The following is a 22,567-nucleotide window of genomic DNA, read 5'->3' as shown; positions in this document are numbered from 1 at the left end:
CAAGAGGAGGTGCCTATCATGCCAACAGGTCCATTAAGTATTTTATTGATTGTGGTAGTGGCTTTACTTGTATTCGGTCCTAAGAAGCTTCCCGAATTAGGACGAGCATTCGGTAGTTCGCTTCGCGAATTCAAAAATGCAACTCGTGGTCTAATCGATGAAGATGAAGATGAAGATAATAAAAAGAAAAAAAAGCTAGACGACGAAGTTAAGTAAGTACGTTAGGGTGTTTTTCTGATGGAAGAAAGAGACATGACTACAGTTGATCATATTATTGAATTAAGAAAACGGCTGATGATAATCGTCGTTTTCTTTGTTATTGCAGTGGTAATTAGTTTTTTCTTAGCTGGCCCACTGATTGAATTCTTACAAGTAAGCGAAGAAGCACGGGACTTAACATTAAATGCATTTAAAATAACGGATCCATTTAAAATTTTAATTTCGGTGATGATGGTGTTAGCTATTGTTATGACATCTCCGATTATACTCTACCAAGTATGGGCTTTTATTTCTCCAGGGCTTTACAAGAAAGAGAGAACAGCAACACTTAGTTACATTCCGTTCATCTTTTTACTATTTATCGCTGGAGTATCATTTTCCTATTATGTCGTATTTCCATTTGTCATACATTTTATGGCAGATTTAGCGTCAGATTTGAATATTGAGCAAACCATTGGAATTAATGAGTACTTTAGTTTCCTATTCCAATTAACCATCCCGTTTGGTTTTGTTTTTCAAATGCCAGTGGTATTACTTTTCCTAACACGATTGGGAATCATAACACCGATGTTATTAACGAAGTATCGTAAATACATTTACCTTGTGTTAGTAGTAGTAGCAGATATCTTAACACCACCGGATATCATGTCACATGTGTTAGTTACCATTCCGCTTATCTTACTTTTTGAATTCAGTATCATCGTAGCTAAAATAGGATATCGCAAATATTTAAAAGCAGAAGCTCTTCAACAAATAGAAGAAGTGAAGCGTCAAAACGAAAGCCTTCCACCGGTATAATCGGTAGAAGGCTTTTTTTGCACTTGGAATTAACTGGGCGAATGGGAATAAATCAGCCTTCAATAGGAATAAAGATAGGTCTAATGGGAATAAAACCCATTCAGTAGGAATAAAAGAGAAACTAAAACAAAAAACTCCCGATATTAACATCATCGGGAGTAAATCATATGAAACTCTTGTTATTGTGAATTCGATAAGGTTTCTAAATACTTTTGATATCGTTCAATATTTTCACGATTTAATTGGACCAACACGACAAAGCCGTTCAGTAGCATATGTGAAATGATTGAAGTCCAAATTCTTTTTGTTTTGTAATATAAAAAGGCGAATATAAAACCTGATACCGCATAGAGTAGTATGTGTGTAAAATCAAAATGGATGACTGCAAAAACAATCGCACTTACAGCTCCTGCAATAAAGAAGTTCGATTTTTGTACAAGCGATCCAAAAATAACTCGTCGGAAAATGAGTTCTTCTAAAATCGGAGCAAATATGGCAATCGATAATATAGCAACTGGAGCAGCGGCCGCTATTTTTACAAAAGTAGCTGTATTATCAGATCCTGGTTTAATTCCAAGAGCATTTTCAACCATTGCTGCAATTGCTTGACCTATCAACACCATGAAGAACCCAAGAATACCCCATCCAATGGATGCGGGGATGGAACTTTTTTTGCCTTTTAAGTTATTTAAAAATGTTTTGTCTTTACGAATAATCGCTACACTTATTAGGGCTGCGACGGACATGCTAATGAAAATCCACCAACCACTTGCTAAAAGTTTTGCTTGTGACTCTCCCATGCCCTCTTGTCCATTTAAAAAGCGGAAGAGTAATGGGGCGAACAAAGCTCCAGACAATTGCATGATGACGTAAACGGTAATTAAATAAAATGCAGTTTTATTATTTTTCACGGGTAAAATCCTTTCATCTAAAGAAGTTCTTTCTATATTGTATGGGTTTTCTGGCAACCTCGCAAAGAATACAAAAATCTCAGTGTTCTTACTTGCAAAAGTTCAGTCAATTCATTATGATAGGAGATGTGTTAGCACTCAAGAACAGAGAGTGCTAATAAAATAATTACTACCATTCAGGGAGGTTGTTTTCACTTGTTAAAACCATTAGGCGATCGTATTGTAATTGAATTAGTCGAGTCAGAAGAAAAATCAGCATTCGGTATTGTACTACCAGACTCTGCTAAAGAGAAGCCACAAGAAGGTAAAGTACTTGCTGTTGGAACTGGTCGTGTACTTGAAAACGGCGCGCGTGTAGAGTCAGATGTAAAAGAAGGAGATCGAATCCTTTTCTCTAAATACGCTGGTACTGAAGTGAAATATGAAGGTAATGAATTCTTAATTTTACGTGAAAACGATATTTTAGCAATTATAGGATAAAACTTAATCATATTTTAGGAGGATTTACTAAATGGCAAAAGAAATTAAATTTAGCGAAGACGCTCGTAGCGCAATGCTTCGTGGTGTAGATAAATTAGCAGATGCTGTAAAAGTAACGCTTGGACCTAAAGGACGTAACGTGGTTCTTGAGAAAAAATTTGGTTCACCCCTAATTACAAATGATGGTGTAACGATTGCAAAAGAGATCGAACTAGAAGATGCATTTGAAAACATGGGTGCTAAGCTTGTAGCTGAAGTTGCATCTAAAACAAATGACATCGCTGGTGACGGAACTACAACTGCAACGGTTCTTGCTCAAGCAATGATTCGTGAAGGTTTGAAAAACGTAACAGCTGGTGCAAACCCTGTAGGAATTCGTAAAGGGATCGAAAAAGCGGTTGCAGCAGCAATTACTGGCCTAAAAGAAATCTCTCAAGATATCGAAGGCAAAGAGTCAATCGCACAAGTAGCAAGTATCTCTTCAGGTGATGAAGAAGTAGGTCAATTGATTGCTGAAGCAATGGAGCGCGTTGGCAACGACGGCGTTATCACAATTGAAGAATCTAAAGGCTTCACTACTGAACTTGATGTGGTTGAAGGTATGCAATTCGACCGTGGATATGCATCACCATACATGGTAACGGATTCAGATAAAATGGAAGCAGTTTTAGAAAATCCATATATCTTAATTACAGATAAAAAAATTACAAGCATTCAAGAAATTCTTCCAGTACTAGAGCAAGTGGTACAACAAGGTAAACCACTTATCCTAATCGCTGAAGACGTTGAAGGCGAAGCTTTAGCAACTCTTGTTGTGAATAAATTACGTGGAACGTTCAATGCCGTAGCTGTTAAAGCTCCTGGATTTGGCGATCGTCGTAAAGCGATGCTACAAGATATCGCAATTCTTACTGGCGGAGAAGTGATTACTGAAGAGCTTGGTTTAGAATTAAAAACAACGAACATTACACAATTAGGTCGTGCAGCTAAAGTAGTTGTAACGAAAGACAACACAACAATCGTTGAAGGCGCTGGCCAAACAGATGCAATTACTGGTCGTGTAAGCCAAATTCGTTCTCAATTAGAAGATACAACTTCTGAATTTGATAAAGAAAAATTACAAGAACGTTTAGCGAAACTTTCAGGTGGTGTTGCCGTAATTAAAGTCGGTGCAGCAACTGAAACAGAACTAAAAGAACGTAAACTTCGTATTGAAGATGCATTGAACTCAACTCGTGCAGCTGTTGAAGAAGGTATCGTTTCCGGTGGTGGTACTGCACTAGTGAACGTTTACAAAAAAGTGGCTGAATTAGCAGACACTGAAACTGGTGACGTTGCAACGGGCGTGAAAATTGTTCTTCGTGCACTTGAAGAACCAGTACGTCAAATCGCAAACAACGCAGGTCTTGAAGGTTCAATCATCGTGGATCGTTTGAAACGTGAAGAAATCGGTATCGGTTTCAACGCATCAAACGGCGAATGGGTGAACATGATGGAAGCGGGTATCGTGGATCCAACGAAAGTTACTCGTTCTGCACTTCAAAACGCAGCATCTGTAGCAGCAATGTTGTTAACTACTGAAGCTGTAGTTGCAGAAATTCCAGACAAAAATGCAGGCGGCGGTATGCCTGACATGGGCGGAATGGGCGGCATGATGTAAATTAAACTTCTCTTTTTCAGAGAAGCTGTATAGTTCATCAATAGTTTGTTAAGAAAAGGCTACTTCCTAAATACAGGAGGTAGTCTTTTTGTTGCCTTAATTTGCCTTACCAAGATAATGAGGACAGAAAATTTAAAAACACGACACAAGTAAAAGGTATTCTCTTCTTTAAACAATCATATACATGAACAAACCTTTTGGAGAGAAGTTAGTGAGGAAGCGCAAAATTGCTGTGATGGTTGTTGCTGTTCTCGTAGGTATAGGTTGCTATGCCTATTTTGCTAGCGATTGGTACCATGAGAAGCAAGTTAAAGAAGCAAATGAGTTTGTTGAAATGTTAAATAACAGTGGCTTTCATGAGGAAGTAAGGAATCGTTTGGAACAGAATGGTTATGAGGAAACAGCTGTAATGGGTTCAATCTATTCTAAAGACAGAATAGATATAGAAGTTCATCTTTCTGAAGAGTCAAATCAAGAGACGACGAAAGGGATAGAAAAAATTATTAAGGATGTAGGTAATGCATTTGATGTGGATCCTGATTCTTTTAATATTAAAGTGACAGAAAAATAATTTACACCATAATGGTAATCAATATCTTTTCTCGACTTTTTTCAACTGGCGAAAATTGTTTTAACTAAATATCACCAAATGTGAAGACCTAACGTGAATTATAAATTTATGTTAGGTCCTTTTTGATGTGTTGAAAATCCAATTAACAAAAATGGGATAGCTTGACAAAAAGACTAGAACGTTGCATTCTAGTATGGTTCAATGAATTTAGGAATTTTTAACTAGAATGGAATGCTTGCAATAATTGGTGTTGTTATATTGAAAAAATGTATACTACGCCAAATTATGATTGCCTGTTTTGGGGTTTGAAATATTGCTATAACAATTGTTTGGTTAGAAGTCGGTGGCATCCAAAGGAATTTGATTAAATGAATGTTTTGAAATTGAGGTGTAAAAGTTGGTTGATTTAAGAGTACCAGAAAAGAAGTTTCGCCCCGAAATAGAGGGAGTAAGAGCTGTTGCGGCTTTATTGGTGGCAGTTTATCACATTTGGATTGGTTCCGTTTCTGGCGGAGTGGATGTATTTTTTATAGTGTCAGGATATTTAATTACAACATCTTTGTTGTCAAAAATGGAGAGAGAAGGAAGAATCAATCTTTTTGAATATTTGTTAGGGTTGGCTAAAAGATTGTTCCCAATCGCCTTTACTGTTCTTTTGTTTACAACGGTATTTTCGATTCTTATCTTACCGGTTACGGTTTGGAAACAAACGATTCCTGAAATTTTTTCTTCGGCTTTTTACTTTCAGAATTGGCAGTTGGCGAACACTGCTGTTGATTATTTGGCTAAAGACAATGTTGCTAGCCCATTCCAACATTTTTGGGCTTTGTCTATTCAAGGTCAATTTTATGTTACATGGCCGCTACTCATTATGTTGGCCTACTTTTCGGCAAGGAAGATATTTAAACTTCCTGTGCGCAAGACTTTATTGACTGTGCTGAGCATCGTTTTTACCATTTCTCTTGGGTATTCAATTTATATTACCTCTGCAAATCAGCCCTGGGCGTATTTTGATACGTTTGCGCGAGTGTGGGAGTTTAGCTTAGGCGGGATTTTGGCGTTGATGATTCCGTATCTAAGATTTAAAAAGTCATTTAGTTTTGTTATAGGTTGGTTCGGTTTGGCCGTCATTTGTTTTACTGGTATTCTTTTGCCTGTATCCAATGTTTTCCCTGGATATGCTGCGTTATTACCAACTTCAGGTGTGATGTTAGTCATCCTTTCTGCAGAGAATGGTAGCCGTTTTGGAGTAGAGAAACTGTTAGGTTCAAAACCGTTTTTATACTTAGGAAATATTTCTTACGGATTTTATTTATGGCACTGGCCGATATTGATTTTTTATTACACGTATTTTGGCACGGACACGGTAACTTATCAAGGTGGATTGGCTATTTTGTTAGTCGCGTTCGCTTTATCAATAATTTCCGTAAAAATGCTTGAAGCACCAGTAAGAAAAATAAACGTAAAGAAATCGAAAGTAAGACTTGGAGGAATTTTGGCGACATTCATGCTCCCCGTAATCTTCGTCGGCATATCTTGGGGAGTTTACGTAGATCAGTCTGCTTCGGAAAGTATTAAAGTGAACGCCGGTATAGAGTCGATTGAAGGAGATAACGTTGAAGATTATCCAGGTGCACGCACCATCTCTGACAACGTTAAAGCAGCCCCGAATCTTGAACCAATCCCCAGTCCTATTAATGCTAAAATGGATGTGCCATTGTTCTACGATGAAAGGGATTGTTTCAGCAGTCGTACTGAAAAAGGAGTAGATAAATGTTCATACGGTGAATTAGACAATCCGGAATATACGATTGCACTTGTAGGCGGCTCCCACTCTGGTCATTGGCTCCCTGCCTTGGAAATTGTGGCTGAGATGCAGAATTTGAAAATTGATTTATACAATAAAGACGCGTGTAGGTTTTCGAGTGATGATAGTAATGGCGCGCTATCAAAATCTTGTATGGAGTGGAATGTCGATGTGATGGAACCTTTACTTGCCGATCCACCGGATTTACTATTTACCACAGCAAATGTCAATAGTGGTGATACAATACCTGCTGGATACCTCAGTAAGTGGAAAGAGTTTGAAGGAATTACTACGGTGTTTGCGCTCCGTGATAATCCAAGAATGGAAGAGGATCCTCCAATGTGCGTGGAAAAAAATCCGGATGACTGTTCAGTACAGAGGAAAGATGCCTTATCCGCAATTCCTCCATGGGAAAACACCGAGAATATACCAGACAATGTAGTTTTTGCAGACATGTCGGAGTATTTCTGTGATGATGATACCTGCAAACCTGTCATAGGAAATGTATTAGTGTATCGTGATCTTCACCATATCACAGCGACCTATTCTCGAACGTTAGCTCCAGCGTTAGAAAAACATCTAATGAAAGCTCTTGAAAACTTGTAAGATGTAATCCTACTCTTTTAATAAATAAAAGAAGTCTTTCATCAGTTCTTTAATGAACCTTTGAAAGACTTCTTTTTTTATAGCGTGCATATAGACATTTTTGGTTGTATCTCCATCTTGTGATCTTGTAGCAAATAAATCTTAGGTATTATAACTTCCCATTCGTTGGGACACTCCTTGTTTATTTAACAGAGCTTTATTTATATCTTATAAATTTCATCTCAGGTTCCTTCTTTGTAGGAGCTTTGTTGTCGATGATTATTCTTAGCCATATGTATTTACTAATCACTATAAAATTAGTAATTCCAAAATCACCATTTATCTTTTCTGTTATTTTTTCAGTAATCATATCAATATACGAAATGCCGTTAATGCTTGTTGATAACTATCAATATCTCATTACTGTCCCTAACGCACCAGAGGAATTAATTAATGGATCTGGAATATTTATCAAGGTTGTTAGTTGTTGTTCAACATACGGATGCTTTAGTTGAACAGGTATACTTTCACAATTACATTGAACTTTCGCTCATTTTAAAATGTTATTTAACTGAGCCAAATAAAAAAACCGGTTAATATACCTAACCAGTTTTACTACGTCACGAATGAGTTTTTTGAGTGATCTTGTGTTTTATTTAATACTCCGCCATTATATTCAAGCCATTTTTCTTTTTCGCGTTGTACAGCTCGATTTTGCCATTCAAACCAAACAAATACACACTCAGTACAATGATTGTCTACACCACTATTATTGTTCATATCTCTGCGTGTAAATAAAGTTCTTTTGCGACAGTTGTAGCAATAAATTACTTTATCATCACTTTTTATTAACATAATTTTCTTCCCCTCCAATAACAATATTTATTGTCAATTACAGGGCTATTTATTCTTTAAGCAAATAATTATTAAATGTAGTAGTTATTCTTATTTTTAGATATCAATGAAAATTCTCGAATTTAATTGGCACTTGTTTTTAATACTAAGACTACTTCTCATGAAAATGAGAAGTAATCTTAGTCGTTGACAAAAGTATTTTTATAAACATATCACTCTATCTTTGTGAAGTTGTCTGCCAGTGTTGGACGATAATAGCTAAGGACCTTTAGCACTTTTTCAAACTTTGATTAAAGTCTTAATAGCACGCAGGGACTGCCACGAAGACTCCTGTGGGAATAGCTTGAACTGAAGACCCCGGAGGAAAGATGCTGGCCAAGAGCCAGTATCTTTGCGACGAGTAACCGCAGGAGCACATGTTTTTCCAGTGACGAGGAGGCTGAAGTCAAGCCACGGAAAGCGCAGTGGCAGTCCCTGTTGTTCTTTTATTCATTCAAAAGACTACTCCTCATGAAAATGAGAAGTAGTCTTTTTTCTTTCTAATCATTTAATTGATTACTAACATGCATTTTATGCTTCAGCCTGCGATAGGTTAAAGTATTCGATAAAAACGCAATCTTCCTTTTTCTTTAAGTAAAAATCGATAATGGAGGTTAACGATGCAAATTTTTTATACGGTCCGTCCAGGGGATACGTTGTATCAGATATCGAGACGGTGGCAGCTACCTGTTGAGTCACTTATTGCTGCGAATAATTTGCAAGCACCATATACGATTTACGTAGGTCAGCAGCTTTCTGTTCCACCAGGTGTTGATGTCATCCGTGTAAGGGCAGGAGATACCGTTTTTACTATTGCTCAATTTTTCGGCGTTCCACAATCCTCTATTATCGAAGCAAATAGGCTCAATCCTCCCTTTGTCATACAAACAGGTCAACTGTTGAAAGTCCCTCCAGGTAGCCCATATTATGTTGTTCAACCCGGTGACACACTTTTTCAAATCGCAAGTCGATTTAATGTTATAACAAATGGAATCAGTAATTCTGAGCTAATCAGAGAGGTGAACCTATTACCATCCGATATCATTTTCCCAGGTATGAAGTTAATCATTCCATATGCTCCTCCCGGGGATCAAGGTTTAATTGCCTATACATCTAACGTAGGGGGAGACTATGATATTTGGTTATATAATCCTGGTAATGGAGAGAATGTCCAAGTTACAACTGGTTTAGGGGAATCCTATTCAATTCCTTATTGGTCACCAGACAGTTCAAGAATCGCTTTTGTAGGAAAAGATATAATTCTGTATGTTTTCCACTTATCGGAGGGGACAATTAGCCGTATTGATCAATTTAGTGAAGGGTTAGGTATTTATTTAAATTGGTCACCGAACAGTCAAGACCTGGTGTATGCAAAACAGAATGATATCACTTTGTACAATGTAAACACACATCAAGTCCGAAAAATAAACCAATATGATGCGACCGATGTCCAGTGGTTTCCGAACGGAACAGAATTGCTTTTCCAAGCGCCCGATGCATCAGGAGTTAGTCAGCTTTACCGTATTCGAACAGATGGAACGAATAAACAACAGATTACTCAAAACACTGGAAGTCGTTTTAATGATGTTCGGCTTTCCCCAGATGGATCCCACTTACTTTATACAACTCCTGGTGCAAGTATCTCCATTATTTACACATTAGAAATTTCTACAGGACACATATTTGAAGTAAGAGGCGGTCCTCTTGCTAAAAACTATTTTCCAGTATGGTCTCTTAATTCCTCGACAATTGCTTACAGTGCCACTGCTTATGAAGACATTGGATATTTCTCACTAATTAAAACAACTGGAAGACAAGGGGAGAACGATCTGACAAGAGCCATATCAAATTGCTTTGCCACCCCTGTAACATGGTCACCAGATGGCATGAAGATTGCCTTCCTTTCGGACTGTAACAATGGAATGGCTAGTGAGATATGGATGATTGATATAGTACATCCTGTGCCGATTCGATTAAGAGAAGTTGCATTCATTACGTCTTTGCAATGGTCACCTAGTTCAATTGTTCTTTTGAAAAAAACCTACACCAACTCTGTCTATAAAGTTCAATTTCAATACCCTTCCCATTGGAAAAGAGTAACGGACGAAAGATATGAAGGTCCCGATGGATTCTTTCAACTTTCAGCGATTTCTACAGATGAAACGATTAACGAAATCTGCCAAAATGAAGCGTTCCATGGACTATATCCTTACGGTTCCGAACCCCGTATCATTAAGTCACAAATCCAACAACAAGAAGCATGTTTTATTTACCCGTCAGCGGACCAACCACCAGAAATGGAAGATCAAGCTGCTCTAATCGTCAGGTACCCAACACCCATTCAAATTGGGGATAGTTTCTACAATTACTTTATCTTATGGGTAGATCAGGAACATTTGAATGAAATAAGTTCTACTCTTGTGTTTCTGTAGTATACAAATCAGATTATAGTGATTAATCTTTTCAATTCTGCCATCATACTCTGTAGGGAGGAAGCTATTAACCCTCACTTCTAAATTGCATATAAAGAAAAGACTACTTCCTGAAAATAGGAGGTAGTCTTTAAATTTAAATACAGAAATGTTATTTATGACAAGTGAAAATTAGTTTCCATAAAATATCATGATTTTACTGCACCGTTTGTCACTCCGCTAATAATCCATTTTTGCGCTATGATGTAAACGATGATCATAGGAGTAAGAGCCATTAGATAAGAGGCGAACGCTAAATTATAATCTGTGCTGAACTGAGATTGGAAAATATATTGAACAAGAGGTAAGGTTGCCATCTCCCGATCACTTAACAAAACAAGAGGCAGCATAAAATCATTCCATGCTCCGATACATGTAAGAATGGCTACAGTTGCGTTCATAGGTGCCAATAGTGGGAAAATCACTTTCCAAAACACGCCCCATGTACTCGCTCCATCCATAACAGCCGCTTCCTCAAGCTCCATAGGTATGGAACGGATGTAACCGATGTAAATAAAGACATTAAACGAAATGTTAAAGACTGTGTATAGAATAATTAAACCTACAAGATTATCCATGCCCCATGCACTAGTTTGTTTCACTAATGGAAGCATAATGATAGGGAATGGTATAAACATTGCACTTAAGAAGTAGTAATATAATGTTTTGTAAACCTTCTTATGCATGTTTCGGGCAATAACATATGCCACTAATGAGTTGGTCATAACAGTAAAAAACACTACAAATATTGTAACAATTACACTATTTTTTAATGCACTAAAGAAATTAGTCATTTCAATCGCTTGAATGAAGTTGTCAAACCCCCAATTTTGAGGGAGTGCAAATAAGTTTCCTGCCATTTCTTGAGGTGTTTTAAAAGCGATTGTGATAGTTAAATATATTGGAATTAGAATAACTAATGAACCTAAAAATAAAAGGAACGTGATAAGCCAACTTGTTTTTTTATTTTGCATTAGTTGATCATCTCCCTCTTATTTAAAATTCTCAGCTGGAATACAGAAACAATTACAATCACAATAAAGTAAATCACTGCGTTAGCTGATTGGTATGCAAAATCTCCGCCTTCAAATCCGCCCCGATAAATGAGTAATGAAATGGATTCGGTAGATCTACCTGGTCCTCCTCCGGTGAGGGCTATAATTTGGTCGAAAACCTGTAAAAAACCTTTCATGGATAAAACCATGTTAATAGTGAAGAAGGGTGCAATCATTGGGAACGTAATCTTCCAAAACTTTGTCCACGCGCCAGCACCATCAATACTGGCTGCTTCATACAGGTCTTGGGAAATTGTTACCAGTCCTGCTAAATAAAGAATTGTACTAAATGCAACAGCTTGCCACACAGCAACAAAAACGATACCAAGCCAGGCAAGGTTAGGATCTCCTAAAATATTTTTAGATAACCAAACCCATCCCAAGAAATCTCCAAGTTGAGGCAATACGTGTGCAAAAATGAAGTTGAATATAAAACCAATTATTAAAATACTTAAAATAAACGGCATAAAATAAATTGCCCGAAGTGTCATATGAAATTTAATCTTCGCACTTAGTCCAATCGCAATTAGAAGACTGATTATGTTTACGATAATAGTTGATAAAATAGCAAATTTAAAAGTAAAAAGGTAGGAATCTCCAGCACGGTCATCTTTTAAAAGATTTAAATAGTTTTTTAGTCCAATAAAATTCCAGTCGCCATAGCCTTTCCAGTCAGTAAAACTATAAAAGATTCCTTGCAAGGCTGGATATGTATGGAAAACAAAGAAGAATACAAATGCTGGTAGGGCAATACCCATGTATAATTTACTTTTCTTATTCAAATTAATTACCCTCCTTTAATAAAAGAACAGGGCATCTTGAGGAAGACGCCCCTTTTTCAGATTAACGATTTTGAATTTTCTCCCACTCGGAATCCATTTTCTTCAAGAATTTCTCTTTGTCTTTTTTTATCAAGAATTCCTGTAGTAAATTTTCTGCACCAATTCCAGCTGGATAATAATGGTCAGGGAAGCTTGTGAGTTCTCCCGTTTCGAAATTTTCTTTAATTCCTTCGAAAACAACATCTTCTTGATAGACGTCTTGAATGGCAGAGAAAGCTTTTTGTTCGTCGATGTATTTTTGGACAGTTTCTTTGTTCATCATGAATTCAATGAACTTCATTGCTTCTTCTTTATGTTCAGTATCCTTATTCATGGTAAGGATAACGTCTACTCCTGAAACTAGTTTGTTTTTTGCAGGATCATTTGTTACAGGCATTGGGAAAACACCAAGCTCGATAGAGGGTTCTGCTTTTTGTATTTCTGGGATAGCCCAGTTTCCTTGAAGGTAAAACACGCCTTTGCCACTTGCAAACGCATTATTTCCATCTCCATATGCCACACCCATATTGTCTTTATGTCCGTACTTAGTAAGCGTTAACATTTTGTCGGCCACTTCGGAATAGTTTTGAACAAATGAAGCGTCACCATTATTTTTATTTTCTGCAAAGTCTTCTCCTGCTATATTAGCCGCAAGAGAGTTCCAAGATATCATCCCAGTCCATGCATCTTTTAACGTTAAATAAATTGGAATCTCACCAGCTGATTTAACTTCTTCTAGAGTAGCAATAAATTCATCCCATGTTGTTGGTACTTCGAGTCCTAATTCTTCAAACTTAGCTTTGTTATAGATTACAGCATTTGCATTAGTGGCATAGGGTAGACCAAATGTTCCTTTAGTATCAGGTCCTGCAAGGCGGTTTACCATATCGATATATGATGGTTGTACCGTTTTTAGTAATTCGGAATCAGAAAAGTCGTTTAAAACACCAGCCTCCGCTAATTCTCCGTAAGTTGAATTGCCCCCTATAGCCATTAAATCTGGCATATCATTTTTAGTTAAAAGGGTTTTTAACACTGTTTCTGCTTCAGGTGGGGCATCTAATTTAATATTGATTTCAGGATTTTCTTTTTCGAATTCTTCTATAAATCCTTTATACGTATTTATATTTTCAGACTTATTCGAAAACAGCTGCAGTGTAACTTTGCCATCTTCATTTTCACCAGAAGAACAACCCGCTAATAACGACGCTCCCAGTGCAATACCCATAAAACCTAACGTTGCTTTTTTAAACATTTGAAATTCCTCCTAAGTTAATTTTTATAAGTAAACGTTTACGTAAAAAACTAAAATAAATTTAACATTCTACATAAATGTTTAGTTTCTTTAATAAAGAAAGGATTACTCCTCTTCTTTAACACTCATTCGTTCAATAATTTTATGCAAGACAATCTGACTATCCACTATTTCATCAGTATCCAACATTTTAAATAAAATGTTTCCCGCTGTTTCACCCATTTCTACAAAAGGTTGAGCTACTGTAGTCAAGGGGGGAATGGACATCTCAGCAAAACTTAGATTGTCGTAGCCGATGATAGATAACTCATCAGGCACCTTAATTCCAAGGTGATAGGCTGACGAAATTGCACCGATAGCTATTTCATCACTTGCAGCAAATATTGCTGTAATCTCTGGATCAATAGTTAGCAAGCTTTTTAATCCTGCCACTCCTTCAGAAAAACCAAATCCTTTCGTAACGACAATACGATTATCTTTAATTGGAATATTATTATCCTTTAAAGCTTTAGTAAATCCGTCAATCCTTGGTTTACCGGCAATTAAGTCATCCGCATTGCCGCTGAGCATACCTATTCTTGTATGACCTTTATTAATTAGATACTGTGTAGCAGAATATGCAGCATCGTGATCATTCACTTTAACAAACGGGAATGGATACTTTTCTGACTGTGTTGCTAACAAAACCATTGGAACATTGATTTTTTTAATATATTCATAGTATTCATCTAGCAAAATGCCACTTGTGAAAATAATGCCATCAACACGCTTTTCATTTAACAACTTTAGATATTTCATCGTTTTTTCGCTATCAGATTCCGTATGGCAAACAAAGACACTGGAACCATGTGCACTTGCACTCTTTTCAATGCCCCTTAATAATTCTGTTACCAATGATCCGGAGAGATGGGGGAACAAGACACCAATAGAATGTGTTCTTTTCGTGATTAGACCTCTTGCTACCCCATTAGGTTGGTAGCCTAATTGTTCTATGACCTTAAGCACCTTTTCTTTCGTTTTCTTTGAATAACCTGTTTGGTCATTTAAAATTCTTGAAACCGTTGCAATGGATACATTTGCTTTTTGTGCAACATCTTTAATGGTGTAAGGCATTACTCACCTGCTTCATTCAAATAATATTATTGAACGTAAACGTTTACGTTTTTGTCATAATAGCATAGAATGGAAGCCCTTACAATATTCTTTTTGAATAGTTTGATTTTTAGTGAAACTCAAATTAATGTTAAGTTTTAAGGTTTAAACTGCAGATAATATAACGCTGTACCCATTTAAGAAACTGAAACTCAATTAAAAATTAAATTCTCGCCTAAGTTTTTAATCTGTAAAGGAGGAATTTAATAGGTCTCCTCTACAAATTTTAAATTCGAGAGGGAAGTACCAATTCATTGAACTGTTACTTACCTTCTTTTCTATTTTCTTTATCATATGCTTTTAAGGGTGAGTGTTTTTAAAACCTGTTCCTTTCAAGCAGAAAAGAAGTGAGCAACTACGTCTCAAGTCGTAGATGTAAACACCTCCTAGGTCCATTTGAATGATTTACTAAATGGCTATACTTGAAGTACCGAAGGAATTTGGTTGTAAGAAGGGGTAGGGCAAATGGTTGATTATACGAAGAAGGTAGAACAAGAACTACAAATTTGGAAGAAGAAAATGACAAGGAAATCCGGTCTTGTGAGTCGCGTATCTAAGACTGCACAGACAAAAATAAATGGCCTACTTCCAGAGCGATTTCATCAAGTGATGACAGAAAGTATCAAAAATATGGTGAAAGCAACGCTAGCAGGTTCAAATATCACGACGAAAAAGCGATTACCTACAGAATTGAGTCTCTATGAGAGAGATGAATTATTTAGAGAAAAGCTTGCTACCTTTAGAAAAACGGCAACGATTGAAGGAGCGGGAACAGGTGCAGGTGGCATACTACTTGGAATTGCTGACTTTCCCTTGCTATTATCCATCAAAATGAAGTTCCTATTTGAAGCAGCTGCTGTGTATGGATTCGATACAAAAATCCTGAAGAACGCCTCTTTATCCTTCATATTTTTCTAATGGCCTTTTCAAGTGAGGAAAAACGAAAAGAAACATTGTATATCATTGAAAACTGGGAGCAACAAAAACTGCTGGTAGCAGATATGGACTGGCGGGAATTTCAACAGGAATATCGCGATTACATCGATTTAGTGAAAATGTTCCAAATGTTACCTGGTATTGGAGCAGTGGTTGGTGCATTTGCCAATTACAATCTGCTCGATCAACTTGGAGAATGTGCTATGAATTCATACAGATTGCGTATATTGCATGCTAAATAAAAGGGAGCTGACACAAGATAATGGTTAAAAACAAATTGCTAATTTCATTCCTACTTCTGCTAGGGGTAGTAGGTGGAGTGACGTATATGTTCAACACGATGAAAGTCTTTGGAGAAAACGCCAATAAGAAAGTGATAGACGAGTCTTCATTCATCAACATTGAAGTAGTTACAAATAATGCGGATGTGATGATTGTGCCGACGGAAAGTTTAGAAACTACTGTTGAATATACTGGGGCTAATAAAAAGACTAAATTCATTTTTGATGCCGCAGTAAAAGGAGATACTCTTTCTGTTCAATTAAAACAGAAACGTAAATTTTTCTTTTCGTTTGGATTTAATTCTGGTGATAGTAAACTGACAGTAAGTGTGCCGGAAAAACAATATAAAAACCTCCAAGTAATGAGTGACAATGGACGAATTAACGTAGAAAATCTACATTCTGAAGGAATTGTATTAGAGACGGACAATGGCCAAATACAATTAAGAAATGTGGAAGCTATAACAGTAAATGTTGAAACGGATAATGGTAAAGTTGTTTTGGAACATGTCAAAGGTAAAATTAAGGGTTCTACGGATAATGGACAAATCTCTCTGGTAACAAATGATATTGACTCGCCCATTGATTTATCGACAGATAACGGTAGCATCGAGGTTAAAACTGAATCTGAGCCGACAAAGGCCACAATTGATGCAAAGTCTGGTAACGGTAAAATCACCATTTTCGGACAAGAGACTAAGCTTAAAGTTTATGGTAAAGGCACACATTTGATGAAGTTACGGACAGATAATGGCAGCATAACAGTGAAGTAATGAGCATTTAGAATAGTCAAAAGCACGAAATTCTCCTGGAAAAATTCTCAGGATATCTTAAAACATTGAAATTTAATTGAAAAGAGTCAAACCTTGGAAGCATTAAAAGGTTTGACTCTTTTTATTAGAGGGTAAAAAAGACGGATGAATGAAAATAGGATTGTTTGAAATACTATGGAAAATCGCTTATGGTGACTGTATATACTTTGATAAAAGATTTGAAAGGGGAATGTTAAATGGAAAAAGTAGAAGTGGGTAATATATTTGTATTGACGGACGAGAACGGCGAGGACCAAGAAATTGAGGTTCTAGGAACATTAACGATCGATGAAGTTGAATATGCTGCAGTAGGCTTTGCAGAAGAAACTCAAGATGAATCAAAAGATGATATCGATGTTTTCTTCTTAAGAGTTGAAGATGGCGAAGAATTATCTGTGATTGAAACGGATGAAGAATTTGATCGAATTTCTGCAGCGTTTAGTGAAGCTCAAGAAGCTCTAGAGCAAGAAGAAGAGTAAATAAGGGAAAAGAAGAGAATAAGAACTTCTTAAAGAGTTCTGTTCCTTTTTAACAAAATGACCATCAGTTTGATGGTTATTTTTATTGTGCTAGCATAGCTACGGATGAGTGATTTATATTTAGGGTATGCAAAGGGTATACTCAAATTGTGTTGGAAGGGGGTGTGAATCGAGCATGAATTTACCACTGGCGATTGGGTTAATGCTGTTTGCTTTATTTGTTGCAGCTTTTGTAGGAATAAAATTATTACGCATACCAGATATCGTGATTTTCATTTTGTTAGGAGCCGCATTATCCCTTACCAATTATTTCGGAGACACCGATGTGTTTAAAGTAGCGGGAGAAATCGGATTAATTGTCCTATTCTTCTTATTAGGTATGAAATTCACATTTAGAGAACTCGGCAAAAAAGGCAAGAAAGTTTGGAAAGCCAGTGTGCTCGATGTCGTCCTCGGTCTAGGTGTCACTTTTGCCATTGCCATGTTTTTTGGTCACGACCTATTTACCTCTCTATTAATTGGAGGCTTGGTATATGCCACTAGCTCGTCTATTACAGTTAAGTTACTTGAACATAAAAACAAGCTCGATAATAAGGAATCTGGGTTCATATTATCATTGTTGATATTTGAAGATCTTATTGCACCTATTTTAATTACAGTATTAATAGGATTGAGTGGGGATGGATTCTCAGGAATGGATTTTGTTTATGTGTTCCTGAAAATTGCCATGCTTGTAATAGGTGCTGTTGTAATAGGTAAAGTGCTATTCAAAAAAGCTCATAATCTGATTAGTCGTTTTCTCGATGAAGATTATTTCGTATTGTTTGTACTTGGTGTAGCGATTACGTATGGTGGATTTGCTCTGTTCTTGGGCTTGTCGGAAGTAATCGGTGCGTTCCTAGCAGGCATCATGCTTGCTGAAACCAGCTTTAAAGACAAAGTCCAGGAAGTGGCAATGCCAGTAAGGAATTTATTCTTACCATTCTTCTTTTTAAACTTCGGATTGACGTTAGAATTCACAAAAGAAGTACCTGCATTCGGTTTGTTGATAGTCGTTGTGATTTGGTCAATGTTCTCTAAAATAATTGTCGGTTATCTTGGTGGTCGGTGGTACGGACTGGACAAGCGGGAGTCACTGGAATCTGGATTGGCAATTACGCCACGAGGTGAGTTCTCTGTTATCATTGCCGGATTAGCAACCGGAGTCGTGCAAATTTTTGCGGGGATGTACATTCTGATTGCTGCGCTACTCGGGATGGTACTATTCCAAATGGCCACAATAATCGGTCGAAAATTTATGGGTGATAAAAAAGTAGAATAACTAAAACGCTTCATAATAATAAACCCAACTGCTTTCTGAGTTGGGTTTTTCTCTACGGGACTTGGAGAGATTGGTTTTATCGTCCACTCAACGTGGTTTATCGTCCACTCGTTGTGCTTCATCGTCCATTCAACTTGCTTTATTGTCCATTCAACTGGGGTTATCGTCCACTTTCTTTAGGTTTTCGTCCATTCGCTTGGAGGAGGACACTATTCCTCCCTAGAAAGACATCATTTCTTCATTTCTAGCATCTTCATTTTTACAAATCGAAAACTTCTCAATTCATTACATACTAAAAACAAGAAATTTCGTTATCTTGCTTTTATCTAGCAGTAACCTATCAACCGCCAATGTGTAGAGGTTATACTTATTGTAGAGATGAGGTGATTCCATGAGCAGTGATAATCAATCCTTTAGCTGTGTATCAGACGAACAATGGCAAGCTATTATGCATAATGACTCGTCATACGATACCCTGTTTATCTACGCGGTGAAGTCAACGGGCATCTTTTGTAGACCATCCTGCAAATCAAGACTTCCAAATAAAGCAAATGTTCTTATCTTTAAGAATGCAGAGCAAGCACTATCACAAGGATTTAGATCATGTAAACGATGTAAACCTGAAGGATTACAGATACCGGATGAAGACTGGGTTGTACAAATTACCGACTATATAGACAGCCATTATTCACAACCATTAACGCTCGAAGTACTTGCAAATATGTGCCATGGAAGTCCCTTTCATTTGCAACGTACATTTAAGCGAATCATGAATATGACACCGGTCGAATATATCCAACTGGTAAGAATTGAACATGCGAAAGATCTATTAAAGGCGACTGAGAAGTCTATCGGAGAAATCGGTAAACGAATAGGAGTTCCGAACACACCTTATTTCATCACCCTTTTCAAAAAGAAAATAGGGCTTACACCCTTGCAATACAGAAAACATCTTGTAGGAGAATCAGTCGGGGAGGCATCAGACGATGGAACAAAGTAGTGGTAATTTCATTTATTGGACTCGATTTACACATGAACAATGGAATATGTACATCGCTGCAACACCACTGGGCATTTGTTATGTAGGATCTCAAAACAAAGAATTTGAAGAACTTGAAAACTGGGTGAAAAAACGTCTACCGAGTTACGAGTTAGTTGAAAATGCTGAAAACATGCAATCTTATTCGGATGGATTAATAGAGTATTTAACAGGTGAAAGCAGGAATTTCACTGAACCTGTCGACCTCTATGGCACACAGTTTCAAAAATACGTATGGAAAGCATTACTAGAAATTCCTTACGGACAAACGGTATCGTATACAGATATTGCGGTCCGTGTTCAAAAACCAAGTGCAGTTCGGGCGATTGGTACGGCAATCGGGGCAAATCCTGTGTTAATTACAGTACCTTGTCATCGCGTCATTGCAAAGAGTGGAGCATTGGCCGGTTATCGTGGCGGACTCGAAATGAAAGAACAACTATTGGCTTTGGAACTCCGAAAAGAGAGTTCCAAGTAAGATAATGCATTTTCCACATAGAAAAACCAGCCTCTGTAGTAAAGGCTGGTTTCTTTTTATTTTAGTTGATTAATAAATGGTCCATAGTCACGACGGGTATGTTGTACCGACAACCATTTTAACGTAGTAAATTCTTCGAGCACCCATTCACCATTGAAGCGGCCAAGACCAGAGTCTTTTTCTCCGCCAAAAGGCATATGTGCTTCATCGTTCACCGATTGATCATTAACGTGAATCATTCCTGTGTGTATTTTATGTGCGATTGCTGTTCCTCGCTCAATATTAGTAGAGTGGACAGATCCGCTTAAGCCAAATGGGTAAACATTGGCCATTTCAATCGCTTCTTCTTCACTTTCAAACGGAATAAGGATGGCAACTGGACCGAAAATTTCATTTTCTGCAATAGGCATTGTATTCGTTACATTCGTTAAAACAGTAGGGGCTAATACATTACCCTCAGCTGTTCCACCTAGACGAATCTTCGCCCCTTGTTCAACACTTGTATTTAAGTCGCTTAAAATACGCTCGACTTGGTCGCGATTAATTAGGGGACCAACGTTCGTATCTTTGTCGGCAGGATTGCCGTATTTAAGATTTTTAGCCATTTTAATAAATAACTCAGCAAACTCATCATAAACTTCTTTGTGAACAAAGATCCGATTAATGGACATGCAGATTTGACCTTGGTGATAGAACTTACCAAACAAAGCCGATTCAACTGCTTGCTGAATATTTGCATCATCCATAACGATAAAAACGTTATTTCCGCCCAGTTCGAGCGCTGTTTTTTTCAGCCCTTTTCCAGCAAGTTCTCCGATATGTCTACCTACATCAGTTGAACCAGTAAATGAAATTAGGCGAGGCGTTTTGTGAGTGACGATTTCATCACCAATCTCAGAGCCACGTCCCACAATGACATTCAACAGTCCTTTTGGCAGACCCGCTGCTTCAAAAATGCTAGCGAAAAGCAAACCGCCTGTAACAGGTGTATCCGTGGCTGGTTTAATAACTACTGCATTTCCTGTGGCTATAGCAGGAGCTATCGAGCGAATGGCTAAGTGGAAAGGAAAGTTCCAAGGACTAATAACTCCAATGACACCTAAGGGATTGCGATACACTCGGTTTTCTTTGCCAAGAGTTTGCGAAGGTAGGATTTTTCCTTCCATGCGAAAAGGATAGGTCGTTGCTTCTTTTAAGATATTGATCGAGGCTCCGAATTCAGCACTTGCTTTCATAAAGGTACTACCAGCCTCTTTAATTAACCATTCAATAATCAGCTCTTTATTTTCTTGCATGACAACAAGTGCTTTCTCCAATATTGCACGTTTATTCTGTGGGAGTTCTTTTGCCCAATCTTCCTGTGCTAGTTGAGCAGCTTTGTAAGCTGAGTCTAAGTCTTCTTTATTGGCACACTGTATCGTAAAAAGCTCTTCTCCATTAAAAGGGTTTACATTGCTTATTGATTTTTCACTATTTCCAATCAGCCATTTTCCATCTATATATAAACGAGTAAAGTCAGTTTGCATTATATTTCTCTCCTTTTTTTAAAAACATTGCTATTGTTCAGCCTACTTAAGATTTAGTGGCCGATGTTTGATAATGTTAGTACCTAGACATTCTACAAAAAGTTTTATAAAGTTTGAGTACCTTAAACTTTACCCGTGGGTTATTCAGCTAAACTAATGGCAGCACATTCAGATTGAGTCAAGAGTTGTAACTGCGTTGGTGAGAGAAGTTCCTATATATGAAAAAATAAAGAATCAATTGAGGAGTTATAGCTTAATGAAATTAGTTTCGTGGAATGTGAATGGCATTAGAGCTTGTGTACAAAAAGGATTTTTAGATTATTTTCTACAAGTGGATGCAGATATTTTTTGCCTGCAAGAGACAAAATTGCAAGCAGGTCAAATTGACTTAGTATTAGAAGGTTATGAACAGTATTGGAATTATGCAGAAAAGAAAGGGTACTCAGGAACGGCCGTTTTTACAAAACAAAAGCCGATTTCCGTTAAATATGGAGTTGGGGATGCTGATGGGGAAGCAGAGGGTCGAATTTTGACTTTGGAATTCAATAACTTCTATTTAGTAAATGTCTATACGCCAAATGCAAAACGAGATTTAACTAGACTCCCTTATCGATTGGAATGGGAAGATGAACTACGTAATTATTTAAAAAAACTTGATCAAGTGAAACCCGTTATCATGTGTGGTGATTTAAATGTGGCCCATGAAGAAATAGATTTAAAAAATGCGAAATCAAATAAGGGTAACTCTGGATTTACAGTAGAGGAGCGGGGCAAGATGACCGCACTACTGAATGAAGGATTTATTGATACCTTCCGCTATTTTTATCCGGAGCTGGAAGGCGCATATAGTTGGTGGTCGTACATGAGTAAGGTCAGGGAACGTAATATTGGATGGAGAATTGACTATTTTATTGCATCTAAGAGATTACAAGATAGGTTGTCCCATGCAACAATCCATCCTCACATACTTGGTAGCGATCACTGCCCAATTATTTTGGAACTTCATTCATGATAAA

At 37.3% G+C, this 22,567-nt stretch carries 20 protein-coding genes and 1 pseudogene; 14 read left to right on the top strand and 7 right to left on the bottom strand.

The features are described 5' to 3' along the window. Nucleotides 1-18 precede the first annotated feature (18 nt). Nucleotides 19-216: a twin-arginine translocase TatA/TatE family subunit gene (tatA, locus tag WBG45_RS11475; RefSeq protein ID WP_424414679.1), complete on the top strand. Its 198-nt coding sequence runs from the start codon at nucleotides 19-21 to the stop codon at nucleotides 214-216. A 21-nt stretch (nucleotides 217-237) separates the two neighbouring features. After that, a complete protein-coding gene (tatC, locus tag WBG45_RS11470) occupies nucleotides 238-1,017 on the top strand; it encodes a twin-arginine translocase subunit TatC (RefSeq protein ID WP_424414677.1) in 780 nt (259 codons plus the stop codon). A gap of 179 nt (nucleotides 1,018-1,196) precedes the next feature. On the opposite strand, the gene WBG45_RS11465 is transcribed toward tatC, so the two are convergent. Beyond that, nucleotides 1,197-1,928 (bottom strand): lysostaphin resistance A-like protein, encoded by a 732-nt coding sequence (locus WBG45_RS11465; protein ID WP_424414675.1) that lies wholly within the window; start codon nucleotides 1,926-1,928, stop codon nucleotides 1,197-1,199. Nucleotides 1,929-2,123: 195 nt separating this feature from the next. Here WBG45_RS11465 and groES point away from each other — a divergent pair, with 195 nt between their 5' ends. The 4 genes from groES (at nucleotide 2,124) to WBG45_RS11445 (ending at nucleotide 7,052) form a co-directional block, all read left to right on the top strand. After that, complete coding sequence (gene groES, locus WBG45_RS11460; RefSeq protein ID WP_024536835.1) at nucleotides 2,124-2,408, top strand: co-chaperone GroES; 285 nt, start codon at nucleotides 2,124-2,126, stop codon at nucleotides 2,406-2,408. A 31-nt stretch (nucleotides 2,409-2,439) separates the two neighbouring features. Then, a complete protein-coding gene (gene groL / locus WBG45_RS11455) occupies nucleotides 2,440-4,068 on the top strand; it encodes a chaperonin GroEL (protein WP_424414673.1) in 1,629 nt (542 codons plus the stop codon). 184 nt (nucleotides 4,069-4,252) lie between these two features. Next, nucleotides 4,253-4,639 carry a hypothetical protein gene (locus WBG45_RS11450; protein ID WP_424414671.1) on the top strand — a complete coding sequence of 129 codons (387 nt, stop codon included), beginning with the start codon at nucleotides 4,253-4,255 and terminating at the stop codon, nucleotides 4,637-4,639. A gap of 397 nt (nucleotides 4,640-5,036) precedes the next feature. After that, the gene (locus WBG45_RS11445; RefSeq protein WP_424414670.1) at nucleotides 5,037-7,052 is read left to right on the top strand and encodes an acyltransferase family protein; all 2,016 of its coding nucleotides are present in this window, start codon (nucleotides 5,037-5,039) and stop codon (nucleotides 7,050-7,052) included. A gap of 594 nt (nucleotides 7,053-7,646) precedes the next feature. Here the strand turns inward: WBG45_RS11445 and WBG45_RS11440 are convergent. Continuing rightward, nucleotides 7,647-7,886: a hypothetical protein gene (locus WBG45_RS11440; protein ID WP_424414668.1), complete on the bottom strand. Its 240-nt coding sequence runs from the start codon at nucleotides 7,884-7,886 to the stop codon at nucleotides 7,647-7,649. Nucleotides 7,887-8,545: 659 nt separating this feature from the next. Between WBG45_RS11440 and WBG45_RS11435 the strand changes: the two genes are divergently transcribed. Further along, entirely contained in the window at nucleotides 8,546-10,357 is a 1,812-nt protein-coding gene (locus WBG45_RS11435; RefSeq protein WP_424414667.1) for a LysM peptidoglycan-binding domain-containing protein, read from the top strand. Between the two features lie 188 nt (nucleotides 10,358-10,545). Here WBG45_RS11435 and WBG45_RS11430 read toward each other — a convergent pair whose 3' ends face one another. The 4 genes from WBG45_RS11430 to WBG45_RS11415 all read right to left on the bottom strand — a co-directional run bounded on the left by WBG45_RS11430 (nucleotide 10,546) and on the right by WBG45_RS11415 (nucleotide 14,640). Beyond that, the gene (locus WBG45_RS11430; RefSeq protein ID WP_424414665.1) at nucleotides 10,546-11,370 is read right to left on the bottom strand and encodes a carbohydrate ABC transporter permease; all 825 of its coding nucleotides are present in this window, start codon (nucleotides 11,368-11,370) and stop codon (nucleotides 10,546-10,548) included. After that, a complete protein-coding gene (locus WBG45_RS11425; protein ID WP_424414663.1) occupies nucleotides 11,370-12,233 on the bottom strand; it encodes a carbohydrate ABC transporter permease in 864 nt (287 codons plus the stop codon). The genes WBG45_RS11430 and WBG45_RS11425 overlap by 1 nt, the downstream gene beginning before the upstream one ends. 61 nt (nucleotides 12,234-12,294) lie before the next feature. Then, nucleotides 12,295-13,527 carry an ABC transporter substrate-binding protein gene (locus WBG45_RS11420; RefSeq protein ID WP_424414661.1) on the bottom strand — a complete coding sequence of 411 codons (1,233 nt, stop codon included), beginning with the start codon at nucleotides 13,525-13,527 and terminating at the stop codon, nucleotides 12,295-12,297. 105 nt (nucleotides 13,528-13,632) lie between these two features. Next, complete coding sequence (locus WBG45_RS11415) at nucleotides 13,633-14,640, bottom strand: LacI family DNA-binding transcriptional regulator (protein WP_424414659.1); 1,008 nt, start codon at nucleotides 14,638-14,640, stop codon at nucleotides 13,633-13,635. A 504-nt stretch (nucleotides 14,641-15,144) separates the two neighbouring features. Here WBG45_RS11415 and WBG45_RS11410 point away from each other — a divergent pair. From WBG45_RS11410 to WBG45_RS11385, 6 genes and pseudogenes are all read left to right on the top strand, one after another. Continuing rightward, nucleotides 15,145-15,857, top strand: a pseudogene (locus WBG45_RS11410) (EcsC family protein). Between the two features lie 20 nt (nucleotides 15,858-15,877). Then, entirely contained in the window at nucleotides 15,878-16,669 is a 792-nt protein-coding gene (locus WBG45_RS11405) for a DUF4097 family beta strand repeat-containing protein (protein ID WP_424414658.1), read from the top strand. Nucleotides 16,670-16,905: 236 nt separating this feature from the next. Beyond that, nucleotides 16,906-17,187, top strand: a complete 282-nt coding sequence (locus tag WBG45_RS11400) for a DUF1292 domain-containing protein (protein ID WP_424414656.1) — start codon at nucleotides 16,906-16,908, stop codon at nucleotides 17,185-17,187. A gap of 175 nt (nucleotides 17,188-17,362) precedes the next feature. Further along, nucleotides 17,363-18,508 carry a cation:proton antiporter gene (locus WBG45_RS11395; protein WP_424414654.1) on the top strand — a complete coding sequence of 382 codons (1,146 nt, stop codon included), beginning with the start codon at nucleotides 17,363-17,365 and terminating at the stop codon, nucleotides 18,506-18,508. A gap of 391 nt (nucleotides 18,509-18,899) precedes the next feature. Continuing rightward, entirely contained in the window at nucleotides 18,900-19,508 is a 609-nt protein-coding gene (locus tag WBG45_RS11390) for a bifunctional transcriptional activator/DNA repair enzyme AdaA (protein WP_424414652.1), read from the top strand. After that, the gene (locus WBG45_RS11385) at nucleotides 19,495-20,025 is read left to right on the top strand and encodes a methylated-DNA--[protein]-cysteine S-methyltransferase (protein WP_424414651.1); all 531 of its coding nucleotides are present in this window, start codon (nucleotides 19,495-19,497) and stop codon (nucleotides 20,023-20,025) included. The genes WBG45_RS11390 and WBG45_RS11385 overlap by 14 nt, the downstream gene beginning before the upstream one ends. Before the next feature lie 56 nt (nucleotides 20,026-20,081). On the opposite strand, the gene WBG45_RS11380 is transcribed toward WBG45_RS11385, so the two are convergent. Beyond that, the gene (locus WBG45_RS11380; protein ID WP_424414649.1) at nucleotides 20,082-21,551 is read right to left on the bottom strand and encodes an aldehyde dehydrogenase family protein; all 1,470 of its coding nucleotides are present in this window, start codon (nucleotides 21,549-21,551) and stop codon (nucleotides 20,082-20,084) included. Between the two features lie 256 nt (nucleotides 21,552-21,807). Here WBG45_RS11380 and WBG45_RS11375 point away from each other — a divergent pair, with 256 nt between their 5' ends. After that, nucleotides 21,808-22,563: an exodeoxyribonuclease III gene (locus WBG45_RS11375; RefSeq protein ID WP_424414647.1), complete on the top strand. Its 756-nt coding sequence runs from the start codon at nucleotides 21,808-21,810 to the stop codon at nucleotides 22,561-22,563. Nucleotides 22,564-22,567: the final 4 nt, after the last annotated feature.

Source organism: Paenisporosarcina sp., assembly GCF_049671445.1.
Lineage (GTDB): Bacteria > Bacillota > Bacilli > Bacillales_A > Planococcaceae > Paenisporosarcina.
The sequence above is the reverse complement of the archived record's forward strand: the minus strand, read 5'-3'. Positions and strand labels throughout refer to the sequence as shown.